Annotated in this window: 16 protein-coding genes and 2 tRNA genes; 4 read left to right on the top strand and 14 right to left on the bottom strand. The window is 66.1% G+C overall.

Annotated features, from left to right (window positions below):
* The first annotated feature begins 38 nt into the window (after positions 1-38).
* Complete coding sequence (locus ACW178_RS11990; protein ID WP_287106086.1) at positions 39-1,865, top strand: Ca2+-dependent phosphoinositide-specific phospholipase C; 1,827 nt, start codon at positions 39-41, stop codon at positions 1,863-1,865.
* 125 nt (positions 1,866-1,990) lie between these two features.
* Here ACW178_RS11990 and ACW178_RS11985 read toward each other — a convergent pair.
* The 7 genes from ACW178_RS11985 to ACW178_RS11955 form a co-directional block, all read right to left on the bottom strand.
* Positions 1,991-2,080 (bottom strand) — tRNA-Ser (locus ACW178_RS11985).
* A gap of 87 nt (positions 2,081-2,167) precedes the next feature.
* Positions 2,168-3,064: an NUDIX hydrolase gene (locus ACW178_RS11980; RefSeq protein ID WP_492025057.1), complete on the bottom strand. Its 897-nt coding sequence runs from the start codon at positions 3,062-3,064 to the stop codon at positions 2,168-2,170.
* Positions 3,065-3,119: 55 nt separating this feature from the next.
* Entirely contained in the window at positions 3,120-3,713 is a 594-nt protein-coding gene (locus ACW178_RS11975) for a YfbR-like 5'-deoxynucleotidase (RefSeq protein WP_054766983.1), read from the bottom strand.
* Positions 3,714-3,857: 144 nt separating this feature from the next.
* Positions 3,858-4,670 (bottom strand): methyltransferase type 11, encoded by an 813-nt coding sequence (locus ACW178_RS11970; protein WP_228184367.1) that lies wholly within the window; start codon positions 4,668-4,670, stop codon positions 3,858-3,860.
* 56 nt (positions 4,671-4,726) lie between these two features.
* Positions 4,727-5,587 carry an AAA family ATPase gene (locus ACW178_RS11965; RefSeq protein WP_287106089.1) on the bottom strand — a complete coding sequence of 287 codons (861 nt, stop codon included), beginning with the start codon at positions 5,585-5,587 and terminating at the stop codon, positions 4,727-4,729.
* A gap of 64 nt (positions 5,588-5,651) precedes the next feature.
* A complete protein-coding gene (locus ACW178_RS11960; protein WP_054766076.1) occupies positions 5,652-5,849 on the bottom strand; it encodes a hypothetical protein in 198 nt (65 codons plus the stop codon).
* Positions 5,850-5,860: 11 nt separating this feature from the next.
* Positions 5,861-6,298, bottom strand: a complete 438-nt coding sequence (locus tag ACW178_RS11955) for a hypothetical protein (RefSeq protein ID WP_054766075.1) — start codon at positions 6,296-6,298, stop codon at positions 5,861-5,863.
* 157 nt (positions 6,299-6,455) lie between these two features.
* Between ACW178_RS11955 and flbT the strand changes: the two genes are divergently transcribed.
* Together flbT and flaF are read left to right on the top strand one after the other, a co-directional pair.
* Positions 6,456-6,878: a flagellar biosynthesis repressor FlbT gene (gene flbT / locus ACW178_RS11950; RefSeq protein ID WP_228184365.1), complete on the top strand. Its 423-nt coding sequence runs from the start codon at positions 6,456-6,458 to the stop codon at positions 6,876-6,878.
* A complete protein-coding gene (gene flaF, locus ACW178_RS11945) occupies positions 6,838-7,203 on the top strand; it encodes a flagellar biosynthesis regulator FlaF (protein WP_054766073.1) in 366 nt (121 codons plus the stop codon). The genes flbT and flaF overlap by 41 nt, the downstream gene beginning before the upstream one ends.
* Before the next feature lie 245 nt (positions 7,204-7,448).
* Here flaF and ACW178_RS11940 read toward each other — a convergent pair whose 3' ends face one another.
* The 7 genes from ACW178_RS11940 to ACW178_RS11910 form a co-directional block, all read right to left on the bottom strand.
* Entirely contained in the window at positions 7,449-8,087 is a 639-nt protein-coding gene (locus ACW178_RS11940; protein WP_228184364.1) for an exopolysaccharide biosynthesis protein, read from the bottom strand.
* 99 nt (positions 8,088-8,186) lie between these two features.
* On the bottom strand, positions 8,187-8,375 hold the full coding sequence (locus ACW178_RS11935) for a DUF3008 family protein (RefSeq protein WP_201462795.1): 189 nt from the start codon (positions 8,373-8,375) through the stop codon (positions 8,187-8,189).
* Positions 8,376-8,404: 29 nt separating this feature from the next.
* On the bottom strand, positions 8,405-9,568 hold the full coding sequence (locus ACW178_RS11930) for an isovaleryl-CoA dehydrogenase (protein WP_201462794.1): 1,164 nt from the start codon (positions 9,566-9,568) through the stop codon (positions 8,405-8,407).
* 81 nt (positions 9,569-9,649) lie between these two features.
* Positions 9,650-11,494, bottom strand: coding sequence for a lysozyme (locus ACW178_RS11925; RefSeq protein WP_492024595.1), 1,845 nt, complete (start codon positions 11,492-11,494; stop codon positions 9,650-9,652).
* 69 nt (positions 11,495-11,563) lie between these two features.
* Positions 11,564-12,982: a magnesium transporter gene (mgtE, locus tag ACW178_RS11920; protein ID WP_054766068.1), complete on the bottom strand. Its 1,419-nt coding sequence runs from the start codon at positions 12,980-12,982 to the stop codon at positions 11,564-11,566.
* Positions 12,983-13,047: 65 nt separating this feature from the next.
* Positions 13,048-13,132 (bottom strand) — tRNA-Leu (locus ACW178_RS11915).
* A 96-nt stretch (positions 13,133-13,228) separates the two neighbouring features.
* Positions 13,229-13,429: a FliM/FliN family flagellar motor switch protein gene (locus ACW178_RS11910; RefSeq protein WP_231681486.1), complete on the bottom strand. Its 201-nt coding sequence runs from the start codon at positions 13,427-13,429 to the stop codon at positions 13,229-13,231.
* 116 nt (positions 13,430-13,545) lie between these two features.
* Here ACW178_RS11910 and lipB point away from each other — a divergent pair, with 116 nt between their 5' ends.
* A complete protein-coding gene (gene lipB / locus ACW178_RS11905; protein WP_492024594.1) occupies positions 13,546-14,262 on the top strand; it encodes a lipoyl(octanoyl) transferase LipB in 717 nt (238 codons plus the stop codon).
* Positions 14,263-14,352 lie beyond the last annotated feature (90 nt).

Raw genomic sequence — 14,352 nt, 5'->3', positions numbered from 1 at the left:
CCCTTTTCCCTTCTGCTTGTGACTTCCGAGGATTTTCGATGCTCAATCTGATGGCGGCCCTGATGGCCGGCTCCGCTCTGGCGGGCACGGCGCCGGCCTGCGACCTGACCGCAGCCGACGTGCGCACAGCCGGCGGCGACCCCTGCGCTCCGGCCTGGATGGATCGCAATCTGGGCATGAACGATCTGACGGCGGTGGGCGCCCACAACAGCTACAAGCTGCCGATCCCGGTCGCCGAACTTCAGGCCATGATCGCCGTCAATCCCGGAGCCGTGGCTCTGGACTATTCGCATCGCCCCCTGACGGAACAGCTGGACGCCGGGGCGCGCCAGATCGAGATCGACGTGCTGAACGATCCGCAGGGCGGGCGCTACGCCCATCCCCTGTCGGCCCTGGGACGGCCGGGACAGGGCGCGCCGGTCAGCGTCGCCTTCGCGGAAGCCATGGCCCGGCCGGGCTTCAAGACCCTGCACATGCCCGACGTCGATTTCCGCAGCACCTGCCTGACCTTCGTGGCCTGTCTGGCGGAGATCCGCGATTGGTCGCGCGCCCATCCGGACCACGCGCCCATTCTGATCATGCTGAACGCCAAGACGGGCGGGCCCTCCATGCCCGGCGGAACGACGCCGTTGGATTTCGACGCCGCCGCCTGGGACGCCCTGGACGCCGAGGTGCGGTCGGTGTTCGACGCCGATCACCTGATCACGCCCGACCGGGTCCAGGGGCGGCACGCCACCCTGCGTGAAGGGGTTCTGGCCGGAGGCTGGCCGCGGCTGGGCGCGGCGCGCGGCAAGGTCTTCTTCGTCCTGGACGAAGGCCCCGAGAAGGTCGCCGCCTATCGCGGCGCGCGGCGTTCGCTGGAAGGCCGGGTCTTCTTCGTCAACACCGATGAGACCTCGCCCGCCGCCGCCTATCTGACCCTGAACGATCCAGTGGCCGAGCAGGGGCGCATCCAGACGGCCGTCCGCGCCGGCTTCATTGTCCGCACCCGCGCCGACGCCGACACTCTGGAAGCGCGAACGGGGGACGTGACTCGGCGCAGCGCCGCCTTCGCCAGCGGGGCGCAGTATGTGTCTACCGACTATATGACGGCGGATCCGCGTTTCCCTGCCTATCAGGTGCGACTGACCGGGGGTGCGGCGGCCGTCTGCAATCCGTTGCGGACCGAAAAACGGTGCGACGGGCTCGCCGTGGAGCTGACCGACGAGGGGACGCAGCGGGGCTATCTGACCCCGGCGGAACGACCGGATCTGACCCAGGTGCTGGCTCCGCCGCCCCCGCCGGGTTCGCCCCGCGCCGTCGCCGACCAGGGCGTGTTCCGTGAGACCCGCGCCCTGCAGGGCACGCCGCGTTGGGCGCTGGCGACCTCGGACGTGTCGGGCGAAATCTATGACGACTTCGCAGAGGCCCTGGGGGTGCGGCTGACGCCAGAGACCGCGCCGGTTCTGACGGCCTTGCTGGATCGGGCGGGCGAGGACCGGTCCGTGGTCGGCGACGCCAAGACTCACTGGGCGACAAAACGGCCCTACATCGGCACGGACCAACCGATCTGCGAGGCCAAGACCGCTCATCTGGCGGGCAATCCCGACTACCCGTCCGGCCATTCGGCCCACGGCGCGCACGTGGCCATGATCCTGGCGGAACTGGCGCCTCAGCGCGCCGACGCCCTTTATGCCCGCGGACGCGCTTTCGCCGAAAGCCGCTATATCTGCGGGTCTCACAGCTACAGCGCCGTCGAGGCCGGCATGTTGTCGGGCATGGTCATCTACGGCGCGGAACAACGCTCGGACATTTTCCGCCGCGACATGGAGGCCGCGCGCGCCGAGGTCCAGGCGGCGCTGGCGCGGGCCAGCCTGGCGCAATAGGGGCAGCCCCGCCGGTCGAAAGACCGGCGGCTCCCTGGGCGCAGGGCTCCGAAACATGCACTGTTCGAATGCAGTTCGTCTGTTCGGTGAGGCGGGGCCCGCCTCACCTCGGGGCGGCAGAATGATGGCGGAGAGGGTGGGATTCGAACCCACGGTACCCTTCCAGGCACGCCGCATTTCGAGTGCGGTACATTCGACCACTCTGCCACCTCTCCGCGGCGCATCAGTCGCTTGGTCGAGCGAGCGGCTTCTCTAATGGCAGAGCGGCGGCGCCGCAAGCTGTCTGTGAAAGAAATCCGAACCTATCTTTGCGCCGGCAGCGACAGTCCGGGCGCGGCGCCGGTTTCCGGGTCCAGGCCCTTGAATCGAAACAGCTCGGCGGGGCGGCCGCCCGTGGCCGACGACATCCGGCCGGTGGGCTCGACCAGGCCTGCCCGCTCCACAGCGCGGCGGAAGTTCTGCTTGTGCAGGGTGAGGCCGGAGACGGCCTCGGCGGCCGCCTGAAGCTCGGAAAGGGTGAAGGACTCAGGCGTCAGGTCGAACAGGACGGGCCGATACTTCAGCTTGCTGCGCAGCCGACCAAGGCCCGTGGCGAGAATGCGCCGGTGGTCGGAGCCCATGACGGCGCCGGGGAGGGGCGGGAGATCGTGCGGCGTCTGTCGGGCGTCGCGCCAAGCCTCCGCAACCAGGCGCGCCTCATAAAGAAGTTCATAGCGCTCCAGAACGCGCTCCTCATTCCAGCGATGATCCGGCGTCAGGGCGAAGAGGGCCCGGGCGCGGCCCAGGCGGCGTTCATCCGCCCCGGCCCAGCGAAAAAGGGCGTCGATCACCGAGCCATGCAGAGTCGATCGGCCGCAACGCCGATCCTCCCAGGGGAAGATGTCGAAGACGGGGGTCCATTGGGCGTCATGGGCCGGCGGGGTGGCGGCTTCCGAGGTCAGGGCCAGATAGCCGACCGACACCTCGCGCATCTGGTCGGGGCCGGGCGCTGCGCGGGGCGAGGCGCGGCCCGCGTCGCCGAAGGTGTAGAGCTGTTCGACGAAGCCGAGCCGGAACCCCGTCTGATCGGTCACGAAGTCGCGCAGCGCGCGCTCAAAGGTGCGGTCCCGCGCCGGGTCGAAAGGCCCGAACGGCAGGGCGCGGACGCCGTCTTCCGTCTGGGTGGTCAGGACCACGGCACGACGGTCCTTCAGCGTCATGACGACGGCCGACAGACCGATTCGCACGCCTTGATCCGTCGGCCCAGTCACAGCTCTATTCCGTGTGCCAGGCGTCGTCGGCGGGCAGAAGGCCCACGGCCTTGGCCAGCACCTGGTACCGCTCCAGATAGCGCGCCTGGGCGAGAGAGGCCGGCAGGGGCTCGATGGTCAGGCTGTATCCGGGCGGCGGCGCGCCGAAGAAGCCGAGCGATTCCTTCTCGCTGAAACCGGCCAACTGCGTCGCCTCGAAATAGGCGCAGGCCTTGTCTGCCTTCTTGATCAGGGTCTTGATCGTTTGGGGCGTCTTGGGCGGCAGGCCGTAGCGGACGTGGATGGCGGCTTCCAGCCGCGCCTCGAAGTCCTTGTAGCCGGATCCCAGGGCCGCCTTGAACGGCGAGATCATGTCGCCGATGACATATTCGGAGGCGTCGTGCAGCAGAGCGGCGAGGCGCCATTTGGGATCGAGCCCCGGCTTGATGTGGGCGGCGATCTCCTCGACCACGACGCTGTGCTGGGCCACCGAAAAGGCGTGCTCGCCGATGGTCTGGCCGTTCCACCGCGCAACCCGGGCCAGGCCGTGGGCGATGTCCTCGATCTCAATGTCAAAAGGAGAGGGGTCGAGCAAATCCAGGCGTCGGCCCGACAGCATGCGCTGCCAGGCGCGGACTTCGGTCTTTTTCTTGGGGCGCTCGGCCAAATCGTCGATCCTGCTCGCTGGTGGGCTGGTCAGGTGACGCAAAGCGCCGTCAGGATCAAGGCGTCCGGCCGTCGGCGCTTGTTTTCGGCGTGGATTTCAGTCTCCGACGTTCAGGGCGACCAGATCCTTGGCCGTTTCGAACACCCGGTCGTGCCGTGACTTGGAGCGAACCGTGGCGATGACGAGCGGGCCGCCGGCGGGCCCACGCGCCTCGAAGCCGACCTGACGCCATGCGCCCGCCGGCACGTCGTCGTCCGCCAGGATGAAGCTGGCCCGCGTGGCGTCCCCTGGCGCCTGGGTGCGAATCTGGGTGGTTTCGCCGTTAGAGTCGATCTTGACGCTGCTCTTTTCGGTGCGGACGCCTTCGCCGTCCTTGGACTGGATGTTGATGCCCGCGATGCGAACGCTCGCGCTGTCGCCCCGGGTCTCGATCTGAAGCCCCGGAAGCTTGACCGAGGCGTCATCGCCCTTGGCCTGGATGTTCACGCCGGGCGCGGCGACAGTGGCCTCTTCCGTACCGTTTTCCGTCTGGCGGGCGTCGATACGCATCGCCGCCTGGGGCATGTCCGACGAGACGCGGCGTTCATATTCGCGCAGCACGTCCTCGGCGGACCGATCTTCAAGCTTGACCAGATAGAGCACCACCTCCGCGCCGCGAGGGCCGCCGTAGGTGCAGGCGGCCCCGCCCGGGTCAGCAAAGCCCTTGCGCGTCAGCACGCCCAGCGTTTCGGGGCATTTCAGACCTTCGACGACCTTGAGCACGCCGGGCTCTACGTCGTTGGAGGCGCTGGTCGTGGTGGTCTTGGTGATCCGAACCGCGTTTTCGCCGTCACAGGCGACCAGGCCTGCACCGAGCCCGACGATCGCCACGCCGGCGATCAGCAAACGATACGGGGGTGTAACGCTCATGGTCTCTATTTTGAGCCGTCGAAGAGAGTGGTCCAGTGAAATCGCGGTAATGCCGCTCAGCCGCCCGGGCGCGCGCCGTCTCTGCGGCCCAGGAAGGCCAGACGTTCGAACAGGTGAATGTCCTGCTCGTTCTTGAGCAGGGCGCCGTGCAGGGGCGGGATCAGCTTGTTGGGCGTCTTTTCGCGCAGGGTTTCCGCGTCAATGTCTTCGACCAGCAGCAGCTTCAGCCAATCCAGCAGTTCGGAGGTGGAGGGCTTCTTCTTCAGGCCGGGCGTGTCGCGGATCTCGTAGAAGGTCTTCAACGCCTCCGAGACCAGGCGCGGTTTGATGCCCGGAAAATGGACGTCGACGATGGCCGCCAGGGTCTCGGCGTCGGGAAAGCGGATATAGTGGAAGAAGCAGCGGCGCAGGAAGGCGTCCGGCAGCTCCTTCTCATTGTTCGAGGTGATGATGACGATGGGCCGGACCTCGGCGCGGATCGTCTCGTCGATCTCCTGAACGTAGAACTCCATCCGGTCGAGTTCCTGCAACAGGTCGTTGGGGAATTCGATGTCCGCCTTGTCGATCTCATCGATCAGCAGGACCGGGCGCGTCGGGGATGTGAAAGCCTCCCACAACTTGCCCTTCTTCAGATAGTTGCGAACGTCATGAACCCGCGCCTCGCCGAGCTGGCTGTCGCGCAGCCGGCTGACGGCGTCGTACTCATAGAGTCCGTTATGGGCCTTGGTGGTCGATTTGACGTGCCAGGTGATCAGGGGCGCATCGAAGGCCTTGGCGACCTCATAGGCCAGCACGGTCTTGCCCGTTCCCGGTTCCCCCTTGATCAGCAGCGGACGTTCCAAGGCCACGGCCGCATTGACGGCGGCCTTCAGGTCGGCCGTTGCGATATAGCGATCAGTGCCTTCAAACCGGCTCATGAAAAAACCCGCCTCGTGAGTGCCACGAAGCGGGTTAGCCGATCGGCAATCGCCTGAACAGCGATCAGGTGATATGTTTTGGCGAGATGGGATCGCTGGCGGGGAAGGTCTCTTCCACGCTCTCGTCGATCAGCGCCTCCTCGCGCCCTTCTTCCGGATTTACGCGGTGTTCCAACTGGTCGGGCTTGCCTTCGCGCGGTTCGACCCTTTTGGCGTGGGGTGTGTCCGTCGAGGCGTCTTGTTTAGCGTTCGCGTCCTGCATGTGCGCTCCTTTCAGGATTCTTGCGTGCGGGCGTCGTCGGCGCCGTAGCCGAGCTGTTCGATATCGTCGTCGTCGAGGCGTCGCGCCTCCCAGTGCGCCGCACTGGCCTGGGCGCCGCGCTCATTTTCCATCAGGCCCGAGTAGACCAGTTCGACTTCGCCCTCGGCCGCCAGATCATTGCTGTCGGCGTCGGACTGATTGACCTTTTCGCCGTCCATGCCGAGCAGGGCGTCCGCCTCGCGCTCGATCCCGTCCAGGGCCAGTTGATCGTCGATGTCGAGGTCGTCCTCGTCGAAGGCGTCTTCGTCCGCATCGCCGTCGGCCTGGGTGACGTCAAGAATTTGGTCAGCCTCATCCAGCAGAAGGTCGCCTTCGCCTTCATCGTCCAGATGGGTTTCGTCAAAGACCTCGGCCTGTCCCTGATCGTCCTGATAGTCCATGTCGGGCATGGTCGCCTCCTGTCTGGTGACGAAACGTCGCCCCGAGGCAGGTGTTCCGCGCAGGCTGGGGACAAGGGATGATTAACCCTCAGCCTTTAAGGTTTCGAATCGTTAGGGGCGGTCCATCTTCGATCGGTTCCGACCTGCTGAAGGAGTTCGGTCGTCAATGGCTTTGAAACTGTCGTTGAAACCCGGCGAAAAATTCGTGTTGAACGGCGCGGTGGTTCAAAACGGCGACCGTCGCGGCGTTCTCATCCTGCAAAACCGCGCCAGTGTTTTGCGTGAAAAGGACATCATGCAGGCCGATGAGGTGACGACGCCGGCGCGTCGCATCTATTTCCCGATCATGATGATGTATCTGGACGAGGCGTCGGCGTCGAAATTCTACGACGAGATGGCCCTCCGCATCACCGAATTCATGGGGGCGACCAAGAACCCGGATGTCTTGGCCGAATGTGTCGCCGCCTCGCGCCATGTGCTGCAACGCGAATACTATAAGGCCTTGATGGCCGCCCGTAAGATTGTCGATTACGAAGAGAAGGTGCTCAATGTCGCTTCAGGCGTACACAGCGGCGGCGACGCGGGCTGAGACGCCCCGCGACCTGGAATACCGGCTGTTCGGTCAGGTCACCCGGGCCTTGGTTCAGGCTTCCAAGTCTGATGAGCGCGATCTGGCGACCCGGATCGACGCCCTGGATTGGAACCGGCGTCTGTGGTCGACCTTGGCGGCGGACTGCGGCGATTCCGCCAATGTCCTGCCGCAGGCCGTGCGCGCCCAGATCATCTCGTTGAGCCTGTTCGTCAATCGTCACTCTTCTTTGGTCATGCGCGGAGAGGAGTCGTTCGAGGACCTGATCGACATCAATCGCATGATGATGCAGGGCCTGGCGCCCGGCGCGCAGCAGGCGGCCTGACGACCGACTTCACGAAATCGCGAAGCCTATTGGCGCAAGGCCTTGAGGCGTCTTACCTTTCGAGTCCCTGTTCAACAGTCGAAAGGAGGTGATCCAGTGTCTCATTGTCATCAATCGCGTGCGGTGGCCGCGACCCTGGTCCTCGTTGGAGGCCTGGCCTGATCCTTTCGGGCTGAGTTGCGGTCCGGCCGTTCGCGGTCAGACAATGAAGGGCCGTCGCGGCGACGCGGCGGCCCTTTTGTCGTTCAGGGCAGAACGCCCGAGAACCATCCGGCCGCGTGATGGGCGATCTCTGACACCGTGTGCCAGATGAGGAACAGGTAGAGGCCGCAGGCGCCGGTCGCCAGAGCGCCTAGAAGAATGGCGATACCGTCTCTCTGCATCATGCCCAGGGCGAAGAAGACCAGGGCGATGCCCGGCAGGGCGTCTCCGAACGGAATCGGCAGGGCCATGATCAGCGCCAGCAGGACGCAGACGAGGCCGGTGACGGTATCGGCGACTTCACCGGTCAGAAGGGGAAGGCGCGGCTGGGTCAGGTTTTCGACATAGCGCACCGTCTTCATGATCCGCGACACCCCCGCGCGATAGGCGGGGCGGCTGATGGAGGTGCGCAGCGCCCAGCGCGGCAGCCAGATCGAACTGCGCTGAAAGGCCAGTTCCAGCGACATCAGAATGATGGGCACGGCGAACACCGCCTTGCCGCCCGGCGGCCACGGCAGCAGGGCCAGCATCGACAGGATCAGTATCATGGCCCCGAAGCCCCGTTCGCCGAAAGCGGCGACCAGCTCTTCCAGCTTCAGTTTGGGGTCGTCGCCTTCGCCCAGTTCCTCGATCACGTCGGAGAAGAGCCGCAGGTCGTCGTTCGGCTTGTCTTGGGCGGGCATCAGCGGCGGGCTCGGCAAAAGGAGGTCGCCATTTAGGCGCACAGAGGTTTCACCGCCACTTACGGAACGGCAACAATGCCGAAGAATCGCGCCGAACGGCTATTTCTTGGTCGCGTGTTCGGGTTTGCCCTTGCGTTTGGTGTGGGCGAAGTCTTCCAGCTGTTTTTCCGTCATGGACTCGGCCATGGACTTGGACGCGCCCTTCAGCTCCGACCTGGGCGTGTCGCCGCGCTTGGCCGACAGGGCGGCGCCGGCGGCCTTCTGCTGGGCTGCGGATTTTGCGGGCATGGGTGTCTCCTTCCGTCCGGAAGAAGCCGTCAGCCGCCCAGCAGTTCCCGACCGATGAGGAAGCGACGGATCTCGTTGGTGCCGGCGCCGATGTCATAGAGTTTGGCGTCCCGGACCAGACGTTCGACCGGCCACTCCTTGGTGTAGCCCGCGCCGCCCAGGGCCTGAACCGCCTCAAGCGTGACCTTCACGGCGTTTTCGGACGCCAGCAGAATGGCGCCCGCGGCGTCATAGCGGGTGGTCAGGCCGGCGTCGCAGGCGCGGGCGACCGAATAGACATAGGCCCGGGCGCTGTTCAGGGCGACGTACATGTCGGCCACCTTGCCCTGCATCAGCTGGAAGCTGCCGATCGGCTTGCCGAACTGTTTGCGGTCGCGGACATAGGGCAGGACCACGTCCAGGGCGGCCTGCATGATGCCCAAGGGGCCGGCGGCGAGCACCGCGCGCTCATAGTCCAGGCCGCTCATCAGGACGCCGGCGCCGCCGCCGACCGGGCCCATGACGTTCTCCTCGGGAACCTCGCAGTCCTCGAACACCAGTTCGGCGGTGTCGGAGCCGCGCATGCCCATCTTGTCCAGCTTCTTGGAGACGCTGAATCCCTTCATGCCTTTTTCGATCAGGAAGGCGGTGATCCCGCCGTTGCCGTCGCCCGTGCGGGCGTAGACCACCAGGGTCTCGGCGTGGGGGGCGTTGGTGATCCAGAACTTGGTCCCGTTCAGGACGTACCGGTCGCCCCGCTTTTCGGCCCGGGTGCGCATGGACATGACGTCCGAGCCGGAACCGGCCTCGGACATGGCGAGCGATCCGACGTGTTCGCCGCTGATCAGCTTGGGCAGATATTTCTGTTTCTGCTCAGGCGTGCCCCAGCGGCGGATCTGGTTGACGCACAGATTAGAGTGGGCGCCGTAGCTGAGGCCGATCGAGGCCGAGGCGCGCGACACCTCCTCCATCGCCACCACATGTTCCAGATAGCCCAGGCCCAGGCCGCCGAACTCTTCCTCGACCGTGATGCCGTGCAGGCCCAGTTCGCCCATCTCGGGCCAGAGTTCGCGGCGGAAGCTGTTCGTTTCGTCGATCTCGGCGGCCAGGGGCGCCAGGCGATCCGCCGCCCAACGCGCGGTGGTGTCGCGAATGGCGTCCGCGTTCTCGCCGAGGCCGAATTCCATGGATTGGGGTGCGAAGGGAATGCTCATGCCCTTGGGCGTAGCATCGCGCACGGCCTTTCGCAAAGCGCAGGACGACCTGTCCGTTTCAGCCTGTGACGATTCCGTCCGTCAGGCCGTCGGATCCGTCGGGCGGCCCCAGCGCTGAAACAGATTGTAGCCCGACACCCCGACGCAGGCCAAGGCGATGATCGCCAGAACCCAGCCGATGACGGCGGTCTCGCCCCCCCCCGTCGAATTCGACGCCTGTCGGAAGGCCGCCATGGCCGCGCCGAAGGCCAGCATGCCTATGCCGCCCATCACCAGGAAGGTCGCGGTTTCGCTCCAGTCGAACCGCTTGTCGGGCGTCGCCTCCTGGTCGATCGACGGATGCAGGCCGTCCTCCCGTTGGACCTCCGCGTCGAACAGGGCGGTCTGATCGAGGTCGGTGAATCCCGTCGCATCGGTCGCGGCGTGGGGAGGCGGAGCGGCCTCCAAACGCCCCGCCGACGCCTGCTCGCTGTCCGGCTCGGCGGGCGGCTCGGTCGGGGCGATCAAGAACATGGGCACCTGAACCGTCTGTTCCTCCACGTCGGGCGCATCGGCGGATGCCAGGGTCGGCGTGGGGCTCGGGGCGTTGGACGGCTCGAAGGCGGGCTGATCGACGGAGGCCGCTTCCGCCTCGGCGGCCGGCGCCGCCACAGCCTCCTCCGGAACGCTCACGCCGTCGTCGTTCGCCGGCTCCGCTTCTGCGGCAAGGGTCTCAAGCGGGACGGGCGTCAGGGGCGCCGGGACGGCTGAGGCGGAGGCAGCCGGGGGCGACGGGGGGGGCGAGGAGAGGAGGGCGAGCGGTCCGGTCACCCGGATCGCGTAGGGAGAATAGAAGACGGCCGCACTGGGCGCCGGGCGGGCGGCAGGGGACGCTGAAGCCGGCTCCGATGAGGCAGGCTCGGGTTCGTCCGACGCTGTGGGCTGTTCGAGGGCCGGAGCGACGAATTCTCCTGCGTCGGCCTCGACCGGGGGCTCGCTTGTTTCCGCCTCACCATCTGAAGATTCGGCAGGCCTAGGCACGGCCTTGGCCTCTTCGGGTTCCGCCTCGACGGCCGGCTCGTCCAGAAGAAGCGCAACAGAGGATTCGGCAGGGGGCGAGGCGGAGTCTGCGCACGGCTTGCCCGCATCGACCAAAGGTTCGACCGTCGTCACCGGCTCGGCTTCCACCGGTTGAGCTTCGCCGTTCGCCATGGGGGTTTCGGCGTCCTGGCTCGCAGGTGCGTCCGCGGCGTCGTCTGCAGGATGAGACGCCTGATCGGGACCTTCGTCGACCTCTTCATCCGCTTGCTTGAGATCCGACTCGTTCAGCAGGGCGGATATTGCGCTTTCCCACGTCATGGGCTCCGACGCGTCATGGGCCGGAAAAGGCGCGACATCGACCGCGTCGAAACCGGTCGAACCGGCCGCCTCCGTCGTCTCCAAGATCGTCGCCGTCGCCGGGGGCAGGGGAGCGGACAGCAGATCGGCAAGGGAGACCGGGGCGTCCGGATTGGCGACGAACAGGGCCCGTTCGGTCGCGCGGCGACGCGGGGGCGACAAGGGGCCGCCGTCGTCGATCCAGGCGGCCAGGGCTTCGGCCGCAGCCTGGGTCTCACCCGCGTTCAGTCGCCTCAAGACCTCGGAGGAGCGGAAGCGATCCACCCCGATGGAGAAGACGAAACTGGCGAGGGCGTCGTACTGGTGCTGGTTCAGCGGCGCCTGGACTTCGTCGATCGCCTTGACGACAGGCAGCAGGTCGTACTGCAACAGCAGTTCAGCATCGACTTCCGAAACGGTCAGCCCCTCGCGGGCGGACGCCGTATGGCCATAACCGATCATCCAGCGGCCGTCGTCGCGCTGGATCGCCCGAGGGCGGAAACCCTCGAAGCTCTTGATCAGAATGACACCCTCGCGGGAGATCTTGGTCGGTTTCAACGTGTCTGACACAGGTGTTGCCCCAAAGCGAGACGACGGCTCGGCCCTGAGCCGTCCCGCAGCAAGCCTAGGGCCAAGCGTTTACAACAGAACGATCGTCGCAAGACCCAGGAATATGAGGAAGCCGAAGAAATCGGTCGTGGCGGTCACGAACACCGCCGAGGAGACGGCGGGGTCGAACTTCAGCTTCGACAGGGTCAGGGGCGTCAGAACCCCGATACAGGCCGCGACCAGCAGGTTCAGGATCATGGCGGCGGCGATGACGACGCCGATCTTCCAGTCCTCATCTCGGAACCAGATCCCCGCGGCGACGCCGATCAGGGGCGCCAGGATCAGGCCGTTGGCCAGGCCCACGACCAGTTCGCGGAAAAACGTGCGGGTGGCGTTGGCGGAGTTCAGTTCGCGGGTCGCGAGGGCGCGGACAGTGACGGTCAGAGCCTGGGTGCCTGCATTGCCGCCGATGGCCGAGACGATGGGCATCAGGACCGCCAGGGCCACAATTTGTTGGATCGTGCCCTCGAACAGGCCGATCACGCTGGCGCCCAGGGCGGCGGTCGCCAGGTTGATGGCCAGCCAAGGCACGCGGCCGCGCACGATCTCGGTCACGGACGAGCCGCGATCCTCGTCGGAGACACCCGCCAGACGCAGGATGTCCTCGCGGTTCTCCTCCTGAATGATGTTGACGATGTCGTCGACAGTGATCTGGCCGACCAGCCGGCCGGCCGCGTCCACGACTGGCGCCGAGATCAGATGGTACTTTTCGAAGATGTAGGCGACCTCTTCCTGGTCCTGATCGACCGCGATCTCATTGATCGGCTCCATCAGGTCGGACAGGGCGGCGCTGCGGGGGGCGCGCAACAGGCCGCTAATCGGCACCCCGCCGACGGGGCGGTTCAGCGGATCGACCACATAGATGTCGAAGAACAGCTCCGGCAGGTCGTCGCCCTGTTTGCGGATATGGTCGATGGTGTCGCCCACGCTCCAGAACTGGGGCGCCGCCATCACCTCGCGCTGCATCAGGCGGCCGGCGGACTCTTCCTCATAGCCCAGGCTGCTCTCGATCGCGGCGCGATCGACGTCGGGCATGGCGGCCAGGACGCGTTCGCGCTGGTCGTCTTCCAGATCCTCGACCACGGCGGCGGCGTCGTCGGAATCCAGTTCCTGTAGGGCCTCGGCCAGGGTGCCGTGCGGCACCCGCTCCAGCACTTCTTCCCGAATCCCGTCGTCCAGCTCCGGCAGGGTCTCGGCCAACAGTTCCGGCGGCAGCCACAGCACCACGACCGCGCGGTGCTCAGCCGTCAGGAAGCCCATCAGATCGGCGACGTCGGCGGGGTGCAGATCCTCCAGCAGCGACCGCAGTCGCATGCCGTCGCCGTCGTCGGCGGCGTCCACGACTTTTTCGACGAATTGGGGCGTGAGGACATAGTCCTCGTCCAGGGCGGCGTGGTCTTCGGTTTCAGGCGCTTCGGCTGGAGCAAAGGCGGTGTCCGTGGTGCTCACGTGGTCGCCTCCCTTGGTAGAATGTCCAGCCGTAGTTAGCCGATGAATCGCCCTGTTTAGCCAGATGGTGCGGTCGAGAAGACTCGAACTTCCACGGGTTGCCCCACAGCGACCTCAACGCTGCGCGTCTACCAATTCCGCCACGACCGCTCGCATCGGAGCGGCGGCGAATAGACGAAGCCGCTGGAAAAGGAAAGTCTCTCTTTTGAGCCGAGCGCGCTTTGTGCGGTTGACGCCGTTCGGATGTCAGGCCGCGCCGGCCATGAAGTCATAGACGTCGGCGGGCCGGGTGACGGTGATGGCGATCCGGTCTTCGCGAATCTCGATTTCGCCGCGCGCGACGGGGTGGTTGTTCGCCAGGATCCAAACCTCGTCGCCCTCGGAGGCGTCCAGCGGAATCACCGCGCCCCGACCCATCTTCAGCAGTTGGGACATCGGCAGCACCATACGCCCCAGCACGACTGAGATTTCGACGTTTACGGCGTTGATCTGGGACACGGGCGCTCTCGTTCACTAAGAGGTCGTCCCTTGCGGAAACGCCTCCGCCTGCACATTGAAGCCTTATGCTTGCCGACCCGTTAAGTCCCGACCTTCAGAAGCTGCGTCGCGGCGACGGCCGCCCGGTCGAATGGACCGTCTCTTCGACCTGTGTCGATTACGCCGCCGCCGAGTCGTTCATGGAGGCCCGCGTCGCCGCCATCGCGGCGGGGGAGGCGGCGGAGCTGGTGTGGCTCTTGGAGCATCCGCCCCTCTATACGGCTGGTGTGTCGGCCAAGGACGAGGATCTGCTCGATGCGGCGCGCTTTCCCGTTCATCGCACGGGGCGCGGCGGGCAGTTCACCTATCACGGACCGGGTCAGCGCGTGGCCTATGTGATGCTGGACCTGAACCAGCGCGGCAAGGACGTGCACGGTTTCGTGCGCGGGCTGGAGCAATGGCTGATCGGCGCCTTGGACCGGTTCGGCGTGGAGGCCGGGGTGCGCGAGGGCCGGGTCGGGGTCTGGGTCGAGCGCAAGGGCGCCGGCTGGTCGCGCGAGGACAAGATCGCCGCCATCGGGGTCAAGGTCCGCAAATGGGTCAGCTTCCACGGGATCAGCCTGAACGTGGAGCCCGACCTGGAGCATTTCGGCGGCATCGTGCCGTGCGGCATCCAGGAGCACGGGGTGACCAGCCTGGTGGACCTGGGAATCCTGGCCACGATGGACGAGGCGGATGCGGCGTTGAAGAACAGCTTCCGACAGATATTCGGTCCGGTAACGGAAAGTTCCCCGCCACTCTGAGCCGCATCGGCGCTCGGCGAGGGATGCGACAATCGCGCCAAAGGGCGCCGATGGGGGTTGGCAAGCCCGGCGGCCATAAGGTTTAACGGC

The sequence above is a fragment of the Brevundimonas sp. AVps4 genome (genome assembly GCF_058681525.1).
Note: the sequence above shows the minus strand (reverse complement) of the source record. Positions and strands in the feature narration are given on the sequence as shown.

Coding starts and splice junctions, on each gene's coding strand:
- ACW178_RS11965 (WP_287106089.1), bottom strand. CDS start 5,587: ATGAGCCGGTTTGAAGGCACTGATCGCTATATCGCAACGGCCGACCTG.
- lipB (WP_492024594.1), top strand. CDS start 13,546: ATGCTTGCCGACCCGTTAAGTCCCGACCTTCAGAAGCTGCGTCGCGGC.
- flbT (WP_228184365.1), top strand. CDS start 6,456: ATGGCTTTGAAACTGTCGTTGAAACCCGGCGAAAAATTCGTGTTGAAC.
- ACW178_RS11970 (WP_228184367.1), bottom strand. CDS start 4,670: ATGAGCGTTACACCCCCGTATCGTTTGCTGATCGCCGGCGTGGCGATC.
- ACW178_RS11910 (WP_231681486.1), bottom strand. CDS start 13,429: ATGGTGCTGCCGATGTCCCAACTGCTGAAGATGGGTCGGGGCGCGGTG.
- ACW178_RS11960 (WP_054766076.1), bottom strand. CDS start 5,849: ATGCAGGACGCGAACGCTAAACAAGACGCCTCGACGGACACACCCCAC.
- ACW178_RS11940 (WP_228184364.1), bottom strand. CDS start 8,087: ATGCCCGCCCAAGACAAGCCGAACGACGACCTGCGGCTCTTCTCCGAC.
- ACW178_RS11975 (WP_054766983.1), bottom strand. CDS start 3,713: ATGCTGTCGGGCCGACGCCTGGATTTGCTCGACCCCTCTCCTTTTGAC.
- ACW178_RS11935 (WP_201462795.1), bottom strand. CDS start 8,375: ATGCCCGCAAAATCCGCAGCCCAGCAGAAGGCCGCCGGCGCCGCCCTG.
- ACW178_RS11990 (WP_287106086.1), top strand. CDS start 39: ATGCTCAATCTGATGGCGGCCCTGATGGCCGGCTCCGCTCTGGCGGGC.
- ACW178_RS11955 (WP_054766075.1), bottom strand. CDS start 6,298: ATGCCCGACATGGACTATCAGGACGATCAGGGACAGGCCGAGGTCTTT.
- flaF (WP_054766073.1), top strand. CDS start 6,838: ATGTCGCTTCAGGCGTACACAGCGGCGGCGACGCGGGCTGAGACGCCC.
- ACW178_RS11980 (WP_492025057.1), bottom strand. CDS start 3,064: ATGACGCTGAAGGACCGTCGTGCCGTGGTCCTGACCACCCAGACGGAA.
- ACW178_RS11930 (WP_201462794.1), bottom strand. CDS start 9,568: ATGAGCATTCCCTTCGCACCCCAATCCATGGAATTCGGCCTCGGCGAG.